This window comes from Paenibacillus rhizophilus, assembly GCF_003854965.1.
Taxonomy (GTDB): Bacteria; Bacillota; Bacilli; order Paenibacillales; family Paenibacillaceae; genus Paenibacillus_AQ; species Paenibacillus_AQ rhizophilus.
The window spans coordinates 173,383-186,251 of the sequence record NZ_RQPI01000002.1 but is presented as its reverse complement, the minus strand read 5'-3'; the positions used below and the strand labels follow the sequence as shown (position 1 = coordinate 186,251).

Here is a 12,869-nt window from a genome sequence, read left to right as displayed (position 1 = left end):
CTGTTGAAAATTGAAATCGGAGAATCCTTGATGCTCTCATGGCTGAGACATGCAAAGAATTGCCAACTTGTCCAGTTGAACTGGAAGCCATCGGTGAAGGCATGGGATATTCATAATGAGGCTATTGTCGAAAGAATGATGAAAGATTCAGACCAATACTTTAAAGGGAAATACAACCTTGACTTGTTTAAGCAAAATAGTTCTTACTCGCAGCTGCTACAACAAGCTGAGATAGATGCATTGGGTATGGAAGTGGGAGGAGCGAACGGGGTTCAAAGCATATATGGCATTGATGTGGCCTTCCATGAAAATGGCCTGAATTATGGTTCGAAGGAAGAGACGATTTCCAGAGTATTGAAAAAAATGATCCGTACAGCAATGGCAATGCATGGCTATTTCAATCTCAATGCTGGAAATATCATATTTGCTGCTCCAAAAATATATGCTGCAATACGTGAACCGCTGCAACTCTACATAACTGAACTACAAGAGCTGTTTCACCAAAAAGGGTTGAAATTTCGTTTTGAGCTTCTGTGCAATGAAGATTTCAAGGATAAGATTTTCAATGTTGTTACAGCCTTATCCAATTCTGTGTCCGACACTTCGGAATTGTTTATGCGAAGCATACAAATGTACAATCTCTTCGTGGATGATAAGCAGACTATGGGCTTGCCGAAAACCACAATTAGGGCGAAGAAATTACCTGCTGATTTTAACGGGTCTGAGGTCATAAAGATTGGCGCTTTGGTTAGATCTAGTTTTGAGCGTCTGATTTCAAATGATGTATTAACTGAGCAAGAGATTGAGCGGTTGCAGCGGCTGGACTACGCCAAGAGAACATTTAATATCACTTACCCTGTTTTAAAAAAGGTCGATTCTACTATATCCATGACGGAACAGAGGAATGTGAACGGTCGTCCCAGATTCTACGCCGATCCATATAAGATTAACGGAACAGATTATTTGTTATGCAATCATTGGGTGGAGGAGCTTAGCAGAAGTTATTTCGATGCATGGCTTAGACGGATTGATGAGACAAATTAAGGGGGCTCAACTTGAGCAGTGTCGAGACTTTCTCGACAGCCTGAAGATTAGGTATCTCCAAACCTAATCTTTTTATTTTGTCGTCGAATACATAACAAGCTCTGCCAAATCGAGCACAATATTAGCCCCCATCAACACATCCAATCCAAGTAGCCCATTGATCTGAAGTTTCTCGTGAAGCGATCCAATATCCAACTTGTAATCGTAGATTTGGAAACTGCCTAATTGGATCGAATCAATAGTTTTGCGAAAGCAACTTTCTTCACCACCAATGCCGAATGCAGTAACGATCTCATCTCCAGTCTCAAAGTAAACGCCAATGTTTGCTACAGCATCAGTAGATAGCAAGGTATGAGAAGCCCCTGTATCAATAACTAGTTTGTCTATAGTCAGAGCTTGTCCTTTGTAATTCAAGGTAGGGGACGTTTGCAGCAAACCATCACGTATTCAATTTTCATGTTGCACAACACCCCGCAAGCCTCGAAGCGTACGGATCTCGACCTTCAGTTCATCATTTGCAGTGTGGGACACGATCACGCCGTCCTTCGATTTAAGCAGTTCTTTGGTTGCTTCCTTCGGGTCCTGAATGGCACGAATCAGTGCGACTTCATCTACAAACTTGGTGTTTCCTTCAATATGGGATGCAAGGATTTGCAGCTTGACGTATTGATCGGGATATATCTTACGAACTTCTTCCCATTGCACGGCTGGCACCTCCAGTTCGGTTTATCCTTTTATTGTATCAGATAATGAGCAATTAAAAGCTCTCCATAACGATGCATATCGTTCGTGGAGAGCTTATTTGCGTAAGCACCTTGGAGATACGAAGCCCAGCCTTCGTTCATGATCTTCGTCTCCATCTGCGGCCAGAAGTAGAGCATCTCATCATGCAGCATGGTCATAATATCGCGCTGCCAGTCCTCCAGGCTGGCGGAGTACTGCTGAATGAACCAGTCGACATCCTTCTCAGGCTCCGCAGGGAAGGGTTTATATCCGGCCGCCGGATTCTGAGCGGAGGCTTCGGCGTCCTTATCGAGCCGCCAAAGTTCCTCGTAAGGGCTGGCATCCAGGATAGCCTGCGCCGATTCCCGACGCTCCTTCAGCCGCCCCTCGACAAAACGGCTGTTGCCCGGCTGGTCCTGGCGGATCAGACTCGGGTCGGATATGCTCCTGAATGGCCAGAACGGCGTCAATGAAGCTCTCAACCGTGTCCGTCCCGTACTTGATCGCATACTCGCCGATCCGGCCGCCGTGGCCGACATGCTTTCCACCATATTCCGGTTCGACTGGGAGAAGCGCATATGGAGAGAAGCCTTTAATTATGAGTTTCCCTTACCACGAAAGTTAACAAAATATCACGTTAAACCTTTCAAAATTTTTGCTATAATAATCTTAACTTCTACTCGAATCTACACCTATAGACTATTTTCGCCTACCGGATCGGCCGGCGGTGCTTTTTTAATTAATTACAATCTCAATAATGCAAAGCGGTTTCATGGCAAAGTGCCCGTCGCAATGCCTTTGCAGGAAGGCATTCATTTAGTTTTAGAGAGGAAGTAGACTGTGCATAGGGATAAAATAGCCATTTTAAAGCGGTTAATTGCCGAAGACGGCATATACAAGGCACTGTATGAGCACCATCCGGACTGCGTCTACGTTCTGGATCTTGGAGGACGCTCCATCGGTGCGAACCGCTCCGCTGAACAGCTGGCTGCACCCGAAGAAATAAGGGGTATCTGGAGCAAGGCGCTTTTGTTCGGAAGCCGGACCGAAGCCGGGCGTCATTTTGTGCTGGCCTGCGCGGGCAATACGACTTCGTTTCATTTAAAGTTCATTCAAAGATCCGGCATCGTCGCGTCCGCCGAGGTGACTTTTGTTCCGATTATAAAGATGGAAGAAGTGGTTGGCGTATTCGCTATTGTCCGGAATATCACAGCCGAGATTGTGGCGGAGAACGGCGGGGCTGCGCCGGTGAACGTCTATCCGGAACTGGACTACGGGCTTAAAGATCCGCAGAGCCTAATCCTGGATTCGGTAACGGAAGGCATCTTCGGACTCGACAGGGAAGGAAAAATCATCTTCATCAACAAAACCGCGATGTTCATGCTGGGGTACTCCAGCGAGGAGATTATCGGCGTCCACAGTCTCTCGCATATTCATCATACCCGGCCTGACGGCTCACGCTACTGCCCGAAGGAGTGCCCGATTCTTATGACGGTCGGGGACGGGGCTTCCCGGAGCATGGAAGAGGAGATTTTCTGGCGTAAGGACGGCACCAGCTTTTGGGTAAACTACAGAGTGTCTCCCATCATGGAACGCGGTCATATCGAAGGAGCGGTCGTTGCCTTCAGCGACATTACGAACGAGCGGGAAATAAGAAGGGCTAAGGAGTCTGCGGAACAGGCTTCGCGGGCAAAGTCGGAGTTTCTGGCCATGATCAGCCACGAGATCCGGACGCCGATGAACGGCATGATCGGAATGGCCGATCTGCTGCTGGACAGCGAGCTGGGGGAAGAGCAGCGGACATATGCGGAGATCCTGCGCAGCAGCAGTTACAGTCTGCTTAATATTTTGAACGACATTCTCGATTTCAGCAAAATTGAAGCCGGCAAAATGCCGCTGGAGCCCGAACGGTTCGGTCTGAGAGAAATGCTTAGCGTCATCATCGACCTGTTCACTCCGAAGGCGGAGGAGAAGGGATTGGCTCTTCGCTGGTGGGCGGATACGAGCGTGCCCGAGACCATCAAGGCCGACCCGAGCCGACTTCGGCAGATCATCGTCAACCTGGTCGGCAATGCGCTGAAATTCACCGAGAAGGGAAGCGTGACGCTGTCCGTCAAGAACATTCTGCTGCCGGAATCTCCGAACTATCTGCTGGAATTCTCGGTCAGGGATACCGGGGTCGGCATTGCCGAAGACAAGCTGGGCCTGCTGTTCCAGTCGTTCTCCCAGCTTCATCCGATGATTAACCGCAAATACGGCGGTACCGGGCTGGGGCTGGCGATCTGCAAGCAGCTGGTCGAGCTCATGGGCGGAACGATCTTTGTGGAGAGCGAGGAAGGGCGCGGTTCCATCTTCAGGTTCATGCTGCCCTTTGTCAAAGAAGAGGCGGAAGTTCAAGTATAAACGAAAAACCTCCTAAGCCTTTCGTTGAAGGCTTAGGAGGTTTTTCGTTTGAATACGGGAAACGGACACCCCCTAATAGAGGACGGTATAGCCGTTTCTTCTCGCCATGAGTGCTATAAGGAAGGGATCAAACCGCTGCGAAATCAGTGCCGATCGTGATCTTCGTTCTTAAGGTACATCAGCCCCACAGTCTGCGGTCCGCAGTGGCTGCCGATAACGCAGCCCGCTTCCATAACGACAATCTCCCGCACGCCTGCAGCTTCCAAGGCGTCACGCAAATACTTGGCGTCTTCCTCGGCCTGCGTATGTGCGACGATCAGCAGTTCCCTGTCCATCCGGTCGATGTCTGAAAGCGCGTGAGAGAGCATCTGTTCCACCGCTTTTTCCTTCTTCCCGCGGACTTTGCTTACGGGAACGATGCTTCCGTCAACCATTCGGAGCACCGGCCGAATCTTGAGCAGGCTGCCGATAAAATTCTGCATGCCGGAACAGCGGCCGCCCATATGTAAATAATCAAGCGTGTCAATGACGAATTCCGTGCTGAGCCGGCTGCGTTCCTGCTCCAGCAGCGAGACAATCTCGGCGGAGCTGCTGCCATGGAGCGCGGCCCGGGCCGCCTTTACGGCCAGCAGGGCGATTCCACCGCACAATGTGCCTGAATCCACTACCTTCACGCGTCCGGAAGGAAATTCCTCTGCGGCAAGCCGCGCGTTCTGATAGGTGGAAGACAGGGAGGCGGAGAGGCTGAGATAGACAATGTCATCGCCGTTCTCAATCACAGGTGCAAAGGCATTCATAAAATCGGCAGGCGAAGGGGCTGCCGTCTTGGGCAGCGCGGAGGTTGCGCTCACCTTCCGGTACACCTGGTCCGGTGTAATATCCACGCCGTCTCTGTATGTGGCGTCCTCAAACACAACATACAGCGGGATAACGCCGATATCATAGGTTTCTTTCCAGCCTTGCGGCATATCGGACGTGCTGTCGGTAAAAATTTTGACGTTAGGCATGAAATTCTCCTTCACCGATGATCGGTCACCTTGAGTCTGAGCATGTATCACGTATCTGTTTATTATAACATCTCTATGCTCCTGCTGGCGATGGTCCATTCCAGCCCTGTTCCGGATGCATTTTGCCCGGTTCTTGATGAATCTCAGGGCTGCCCTATTTCAACAAAAGCGGCCGAACACACAAATTGCATGTGTCCGGCCCCTTCTTCTTATGCTCGATACGCTAGATCAGGTTATGACTTCTTCATGACCGGAATCCATACCTCGCAGCGGTAATCATCGCCCGATGGGTCGCCGGGAGGGTACAGCTCGAATTCGGGTCCGCCCGCATGCTCGTAGCCGGTTCCCGGGAACCATTCCTGAAATATCCGCGCCCATACACTCTGGATCGCATTTGGCATGGGACCGATGGAAGAGAAGACGGCCCAGGTCGCGGCCGGAATAACGGTGGAGGAGAAGCCTTCCGGGGCGGGAGCCTCGCTCTTCACGGCGATCCAGTAAGAGAGCGTCTCCTGCTCGTGATTCACTTCGGCGCATATGCCCAACATATCTTTGCCGCCGCCCACCTCGACAAGTTTGTCATAGGTGCCGTCCTCGTTGCATTTTTTCCAAAATAGCGGGATTTGCCGCAAATTCTCTCCTTCGCGGCAGGAAGTCTCCATTTTTTTGCCCACTACGCTAAACCCTTCTTGTTGTACGATTCGATATTCCATCTCTTTGTCTCCCTTCAAGGACAAGTGGAAGGAGAGGCGGGGGAACGCCTTCAGGCTGTTCCCGGGCTCGCGCGCTGCGGAGGGCGTGATCCCGTGCGCCTTGCGGAATGCCTTGGCGAATGCCTCCGGCGAGTCATAGCCGTATTTGAGCGCAACGTCCAGCACCCGGACCGGCGTCATCGCCAGCTCCTGCGCGGCCAGCGTCAGCCGGCGCTTGCGGATGTACTCGGCGATGGTTACTCCGGTCAGCATATTGAACATCCGCTGAAAGTGGAATGGCGAAGAGCAGGCCGTTTTGGCGATCTCATCCATATTCACCGGTTCCGTCATATGGCGTTCCATATAATCCAAAGCGTCCTTCATGCGGTTCAGCCATTCCATCGCTTGCCATCTCCTTTGCATTTATCCTATCACGAGGCTCTTCCCAAATCCTGTTCTTCCGTGCTCCCTTAGGACAGAATCCGTCACTTCATCCACACCAGTATAACGTACATGCGGAAGCTGTGAGTGTTAATTGCCTGCTTGCGGCATCGCAAAAACCCCGCCAGGCCATAAAGCCGGGCGGGGGGTGTGTATTAAATGATTACGGGTACGCCGTGCGCAGTTACTTCGCCAAGGCCGTTCACCGTGTACTCCTTGTCGTAAATCATGATGGAAGCCGGAGTTTCGGTTTCGTTGGAAACCGTAACGCCTTGGTCGGTAACGGCTACCTTGAGCCGGGAACCGCGGAACATGATTTTGAACGAATACGATTTCCAATGGCCCGGGTTGAACGGTTTCAGGATCAGACGGTCGCCTTGAACACGCAATCCGCCGAAGCCGTGGACAATGGACATCCAGGTGCCGGCCATGCTGGTCGTATGGCAGCCGTCCTCGGTGTCGTTGTTGTAATTGTCCAGATCGAGTCTGGAAGTGCGCAAGTACATCTCGTATGCCTTCTCCTTGTATCCCAGCTCGCAGGCGAGAATCGAATGGATGCATGGAGAGAGGGAGGACTCGTGAACGGTGATCGGCTCGTAGAAGTCGTAGTTCCGTTTTTTCGTCTCCAGGTCGTAGCGGTCGTTCAGGAAATACAGCCCTTGAAGCACGTCGGCCTGCTTGATATAGCAAGAGCGCAGAATGCGGTCCCATGACCATTTCTGGTTCAGCGGCAGATGCTCGGGCGCCAGCTCCTTTACCGGGAGAATCACTTTATCGAGGAAGCCGTCCTGCTGCAGGAAGATGCCTTTTTCCTCGTCGGCCGGATAGTGCATTTTGTCGATAATCTCCCGCCATTTATCCGTCTCGCTTTCCAGAAGGCCAAGCTTGTCGACCAGTTCGGCATAGCGCGTTTCTTCGTTCTGCTGCAAATAGGCGAGCGCTTCCAGCGTATACTCCATCGTCCAGGCGGCGATCCGGTTCGTGTACCAGTTGTTATTGACATTGTTCTCGTACTCGTTCGGTCCGGTAACGCCGAGCATGACGTATTTGTCTTTATGATGTACGTAGTGCACGCGCTCTTCCCAGAAACGGGAGATTTCCGCCAACACCTCAAGTCCGTATTGCCCGAGATATGACAAGTCGCCGGTATAGTTCACATAGTTGTAGATCGCGTAGGCGATAGCCCCATTGCGGTGAATTTCCTCAAAAGTGATTTCCCATTCGTTATGGCATTCCTCGCCGTTCATCGTCACCATCGGATACAGCGCGCCTTTGGCAAAGCCGAGCTTACGGGCATTCTCCTTGGCCTTCTCCAGATGCTTGTAGCGGTAAATCAGCAGGTTGCGGGCAATCGAGGAATCCGCGGTGCTGAGATAAAATGGAACGCAGTAGGCTTCCGTGTCCCAGTAGGTGCTGCCGCCGTATTTTTCACCGGTGAAGCCCTTGGGTCCGATATTCAGCCGGTCGTCCTCGCCGGTATAGGTCTGGTTCAGCTGAAAAATATTAAAGCGGATCGCCTGCTGGGCGGAAGGGTCGCCTTCAATAATGATATCGCTTTCTTTCCATTTGCCCTTCCAGGCATCCGCATGCTCGGTCAGCAGGGCCACAAAACCGGCTTCTCTTGCCGACTGGAGAGCGCTTTGCGCCGCCTCTACGAGCTGTCCCAGACCATAATTGCGGGAAGTCACACTTGCGGCGTATTTGTAGATGACGACCTGCTCGCCCTGATGCACCGGAACCTGGACGATGTTGGCCACATATTTGTCCCGCTGAACCGGTTCGGCGTCGGCTTCCAGCTTCACTCCGGCAACGACAATATCATACGCCATGGCGGTGGTCACGTGAAAATCGAGCTTTTTTGTCTTCAGGGTCAGATAGCCGCCGCCAGGGAAGCTGCTCTTCTCGACCTCATTCCAGAACTTCTCGTCATAGTTGGAATCCTTATTCTTGATGTCCCCGTCAAGATAAGGGGTTACGGTGATCGTTCCGGCAAAATTGAGCGGTGTAACGGAATAGCGGATCGCTCCAATCTCCCGCCGAGCCATGCTGACGATGCGGATGCTTTCCACTTTGACTTCCTTCCCGCCCTCTAGGGCGGCGGTGAAGCTGCGGGACAGCGTGCCTTCCTTCATGTTCAGCACCCGCCGGAATTCCGATACGGTTGAAGTGGCCAGATCCAGCGGAGTGCCGTCAATATCGATGTCGATGCCGATCCAGTTGGTGCTGTTCAATACTTTGGCAAAATACTCGGGATAGCCGTTCTTCCACCAGCCGACCCGGGTCTTGTCGGGATAGTACACGCCGGCCATGTAGCTGCCTTGAAGGCTGGGCCCGCTGTACCGCTCTTCAAAATTGGCGCGTCCGCCCATATAACCGTTGCCCAAGCTGAATACGCTTTCAGAGATCTCTTGGGTTTTGGGATCGAACGATTCTTCAATAATGGACCATTCATCGATTTTTAAGTACTGTTTCATTGCGGATCGTCTCCTTTTATTAACGATTAATCTAAAAATGATTTCGTTATTATGCTTGAAATTAAACGGAGGCAAAAGCTTCCTTAAGCCGGGCGACGCTCATCTCCTGCAGGGAAGGGACGACAATGTTCGCGGCGCCGAGCGTTTCCGGCGAACCGATGCCTACGCTGGCCATGCCCCCGCGGAGCGCCGCCTCAATCCCGGCCTCGGCGTCTTCAAAGACGACGCATTCCGCGGGAGAAACCCCGAGTGCTTCGGCTCCCAGCAGGAACACCTCCGGATCAGGCTTTGCGGCGGACGTTTTGGTTCCGTCGATAATCGCGTCAAAATAAGGAGTGAGTCCGGTATTGTTCAGAATCGTCATCGCGTTCTTGCTTGCGGAGCCGAGCGCGATTTGTATTCCCTGGCTTCGGCACTCCTTCAGGAAGTCCAGCGCCCCGGGAAGAATCTCCGAGCTGTCCATCTTCGAAATATACTCGACGTAGCGGTTATTTTTGCTCTCGGCCAGCTTGGCTTTTTCGGCCTCGTCCAGAGTCAGTCCGCCTATCTCCAGCAGGATGTTCAGCGAAGCAGTGCGGCTCACGCCTTTAAGCCGCTCGTTATCCTTCTCTGTGAACTCGAAACCGAGCTGATCCGCAAGCTCCTTCCAGGCGATGTAATGGTACTTGGCAGTGTCGACCAGCACACCGTCGAGATCGAAGAGACAAGCTTTGATTTCATTCATTTTAATCCTCCTCAAAATTAGTATCGTCAGTTATTGGCGGTTTAGTGCAAACGTTTGTACAATTTTCAAAAAACAAATGAAGCATTCAGTGCTTCATTTATTTACGTGTTCCCGGCCTTACTTCTTGCCGGGTGAATACATAGAGGACTCGCGGACTATCAAACGATGGGGAATGATAAACCTGTTCGTGCAGCCCGGCTCGTTAGCCTGCTTCTGAATCGTTTGAATCAATATTTGGGAAGCGGTGTAGCCCAGATGGTAAATTCCGATATCGATGCTGCTGATCGGCGGAGTCGACAGCTCGGACAGCGGAATATTGTTAAAGCTGACCAGCGCCAGATCTGCGGGAACAGTGTAATTCAATTCGTTCAGTCCGCGGAGAACACCGAAGGAAACGATATCGTCCACAACAACAAGCGCCGTCGGACGGCTCGGAAGATTCATGAAGAATGACATGGCGCGGTAGCCGCTGTCCTGCAGAAACTCACCTTCCACAATCCATTCGGATTTCAGTTCCAGACCGTTATGCTCCATAGCTTTCCGGTAGCCCTCCAGCCGGTCCCGGGAAACGATCAGATTCGGAGGTCCGCTGACGAAGCCGATCCGCTCATGTCCCATGGAGATAAGGTGACTCGTGGCATCATAAGCCGCCAGCATATTGTCGGTATCTACCGACAATATGTCGTCATACTTGTCGCTGCGTCCCACCAGGACGAAGGGGTAACCGTTGTCTTTCAAAAAATCGATCACGGCGTCGTCTTTGCGCGAGTAGAGCAGGATCGCGCCGTCGACGCGCCGGCCTTTCAGAAGCCGTGAGACCGCTTCCAGTTCTTCCTTTTCCGTCGCGCCGGAGCTGATCAGGACATCGTAGCCCGAACGGCTTGCCTGTGTGACAATGCCGCGAATCAATTCCATAAAGAACAGATTAGAGAACAATTCTTCAGCCGGCTTCGGCAGGATGATGCAAATACTGTTCGTCGTCTTCGATACGAGACTCTTGGCCATGATGTTCGGATGATAGCCCATTTCTTCCATAATGCTCTTGACCTTGCGGGAGGTTTCCGCGCTGATTCTCGGATGGCCCGACAAAACCCGGGAGACCGTGGAAGGGGATACGCCCGCTCTCCTGGCCACATCCTTGATGGTAACCGTCATAGAAGCCTCCTTATGGAAACGTTTGCTTAAGCATATCTTAATCGATGTGAAACCAGTTGTAAATAGTTTAACTTGCAAGCCGAGTACCATAAAGGCTGAAGAATTGTTATAACTCTGCTGCGCCCAGGACCGCAAAGCCGTAGGCAGGCAGCTTGAGAGTCAGTACGCCCTGGCTTATGCGAAGCGTTTCCCCGGTGAACAGGTCTTTCCAGCGCTCTTTCTCACACTCAAGACGGAACGATTGCGCCGTATCTTCATTATTAAGAAGCACAATCACCGACTCGTCTCCCAGCCGGCGTTCGTAGGCCAGCTTGCTGCCGTGACGTTGGGCCTCAAGAAAAGCCATTGTGCCGGTGCGGAGCGAAGGATGACTCTTCCGAATCTCGATCAGCTTGCGGTAAAAGCCGAACAGCTCGCGGTCCTGCTTGGCCTTGTCCCACTCCATACATTTCCGGCAGCCCGGCTCTTCACCGCCTTCAAGGCCGATTTCATCGCCGTAATAGATGCAGGGAGCGCCCATGAATGTGAATTGGAACAGCGCGGCCAGTTTCATTTTACGCTTGTCGCCTCCGGCGAGCGTCAGCAGACGGGCGGTATCGTGGCTGTCCAGAAGATTGAAGGCGACTTCGCTGGCTTGAAGCGGGTAACGGGATAGCTGTCTGCCGATCGCATGGGCAAAGCCTTCCGAATCCAAAGAGCCGCGTACGAAGAAATCGAGTACCGCCTCGGTAAATGGATAGTTCATGACGGCGTCAAATTTGTCTCCCTCCAGCCACGGGGAGGATTCATGCCAGATTTCGCCCAAAATATACGCTTCGGGATTGGCCTGCTTGACGACCTTCCGGAATTCGCGCCAGAAACCGTGATCCACCTCGTTAGCCACGTCCAGGCGCCAGCCATCGATGCCTACTTCCTTGATCCAGTATTCGGCAACACCCAACAGATAACGCTTGACGTCCGGATGTTCGGTATTCAGCTTCGGCATTTCTCTAACAAAGCCAAAGGCATCATACGTAGGAACTCCATTCTCCGAGTGAACCGGAAATTTGCGGATGTGAAACCAGTCCTTATAAACAGAGTTCTTCCCGTTCTGGACGATGTCGACAAACGGGGCAAAGGTACTGCCTGAATGATTGAACACGGCGTCGAGCAGCACGCGAATGCCTCTTTCGTGACAGGCGTCAACAAGCCGTTTTAACGTCTCGGTGTCGCCGAAATGCGGATCGATTCTCATGTAGTCTTCCGTGTCGTATTTATGATTCGAGGCAGCGGCGAAGACAGGTGTAAAGTAAATACCGGTAATGCCGAGTTCGGTCAGGTGGTCCAGATGATCGATCACACCCTGCAGGTCGCCGCCGAAAAAGTTGTCCTGTTTCGGAACGCCGCCCCAAGGCTCAACGTTTTCCGGACTAAGACTAGGGTCGCCACTCGCAAAACGCTCGGGGAAAATCTGATAAAAGACCGAATCCTTGACCCAGGCCGGAGGTGCGAAGACGTCGCCGCGGTTGATATAAGGGAATTCAAACAGCCGATATGGACTCAAGGGGCGTTCGGCTTGAAATTCGCTTTCCGTCATCCAGATCCGCTCTTTGCCCTTTTGCAGCAGAAAGCCGTATTTCAGCCGGCGGAAAGGCGGAACGGACTCGCATTCCCAATAGTCGAACATGTCATCAGAGGTAAAAACAGTCATTGGAATCAGTTCCTTGGTTTGATCCCAGGCATATTTATCCCCTACCCAGGCGAACACTTCGGTTAAATCGCCTTTTTTGGCGCGCAGCCGCAGATGAATCGTGTTTTCATCGTAAGCATAGGACCAGTTGACCCGAGGACGATGATAGACAGCTTCCAGTAACATGAACAAAACCTCCCAAATATTTTTATTAACGGGACTCTCTTGCTCAGGACGCCTCGTTATTTAAGCCATCCCGGTCTCGACAACAGGAGATTAGGGGTTGGAAACCAAAGCAAAAAAGGCACATCCAGAGCCGGGAAACGACCGAGGATGTACCTGTAACAAGTAGCATTGCCTTTAAATTGGTATCCGGGAAAGCGATTACTTCCGGAATGATTAGGAGTATAGCATGAGGCCAAGTTTTCAGGCAATGGTTAATTCAAACCTTTGCACAAATTTGTTTTCGCTTTGAACTGGCTCAGGGAAGAATAGAGATTTTTTTGCAGCCTTGCTCTGCATAGTATGATTTTCCTT

The 12,869-nt window shown here is 51.8% G+C and carries 11 protein-coding genes; 2 read left to right on the top strand and 9 right to left on the bottom strand.

All coding sequences use genetic code 11. The features are described 5' to 3' along the window. Positions 1-3 precede the first annotated feature (3 nt). Positions 4-1,044 (top strand): hypothetical protein, encoded by a 1,041-nt coding sequence (locus tag EH198_RS24510; protein WP_185702777.1) that lies wholly within the window; start codon positions 4-6, stop codon positions 1,042-1,044. A 72-nt stretch (positions 1,045-1,116) separates the two neighbouring features. Here EH198_RS24510 and EH198_RS06280 read toward each other — a convergent pair whose 3' ends face one another. From EH198_RS06280 to EH198_RS06270, 3 genes are read right to left on the bottom strand one after another with little or no spacing between them, the layout of a single operon-like run. Beyond that, positions 1,117-1,458: a retropepsin-like aspartic protease gene (locus EH198_RS06280; protein WP_246014117.1), complete on the bottom strand. Its 342-nt coding sequence runs from the start codon at positions 1,456-1,458 to the stop codon at positions 1,117-1,119. Between the two features lie 33 nt (positions 1,459-1,491). Then, positions 1,492-1,749: a hypothetical protein gene (locus EH198_RS06275; protein WP_124694697.1), complete on the bottom strand. Its 258-nt coding sequence runs from the start codon at positions 1,747-1,749 to the stop codon at positions 1,492-1,494. Between the two features lie 29 nt (positions 1,750-1,778). Continuing rightward, the gene (locus EH198_RS06270) at positions 1,779-2,306 is read right to left on the bottom strand and encodes a SpoVR family protein (RefSeq protein WP_379309421.1); all 528 of its coding nucleotides are present in this window, start codon (positions 2,304-2,306) and stop codon (positions 1,779-1,781) included. Positions 2,307-2,607: 301 nt separating this feature from the next. Between EH198_RS06270 and EH198_RS06265 the strand changes: the two genes are divergently transcribed. Beyond that, complete coding sequence (locus EH198_RS06265) at positions 2,608-4,170, top strand: ATP-binding protein (protein ID WP_124694696.1); 1,563 nt, start codon at positions 2,608-2,610, stop codon at positions 4,168-4,170. A gap of 143 nt (positions 4,171-4,313) precedes the next feature. Here EH198_RS06265 and EH198_RS06260 read toward each other — a convergent pair whose 3' ends face one another. The 6 genes from EH198_RS06260 to EH198_RS06235 form a co-directional block, all read right to left on the bottom strand. Further along, on the bottom strand, positions 4,314-5,177 hold the full coding sequence (locus tag EH198_RS06260) for a DegV family protein (protein WP_124694695.1): 864 nt from the start codon (positions 5,175-5,177) through the stop codon (positions 4,314-4,316). Between the two features lie 233 nt (positions 5,178-5,410). Next, entirely contained in the window at positions 5,411-6,271 is an 861-nt protein-coding gene (locus tag EH198_RS06255; RefSeq protein ID WP_124694694.1) for an AraC family transcriptional regulator, read from the bottom strand. A gap of 194 nt (positions 6,272-6,465) precedes the next feature. Beyond that, positions 6,466-8,784, bottom strand: coding sequence for a glycoside hydrolase family 65 protein (locus EH198_RS06250; RefSeq protein ID WP_124694693.1), 2,319 nt, complete (start codon positions 8,782-8,784; stop codon positions 6,466-6,468). A gap of 61 nt (positions 8,785-8,845) precedes the next feature. Continuing rightward, positions 8,846-9,508, bottom strand: a complete 663-nt coding sequence (gene pgmB / locus EH198_RS06245; RefSeq protein ID WP_124694692.1) for a beta-phosphoglucomutase — start codon at positions 9,506-9,508, stop codon at positions 8,846-8,848. Positions 9,509-9,625: 117 nt separating this feature from the next. Next, positions 9,626-10,663, bottom strand: coding sequence for a LacI family DNA-binding transcriptional regulator (locus EH198_RS06240; RefSeq protein WP_124694691.1), 1,038 nt, complete (start codon positions 10,661-10,663; stop codon positions 9,626-9,628). Positions 10,664-10,769: 106 nt separating this feature from the next. Continuing rightward, on the bottom strand, positions 10,770-12,518 hold the full coding sequence (locus EH198_RS06235) for an alpha-glycosidase (RefSeq protein WP_124694690.1): 1,749 nt from the start codon (positions 12,516-12,518) through the stop codon (positions 10,770-10,772). Between the last annotated feature and the right edge of the window lie 351 nt (positions 12,519-12,869).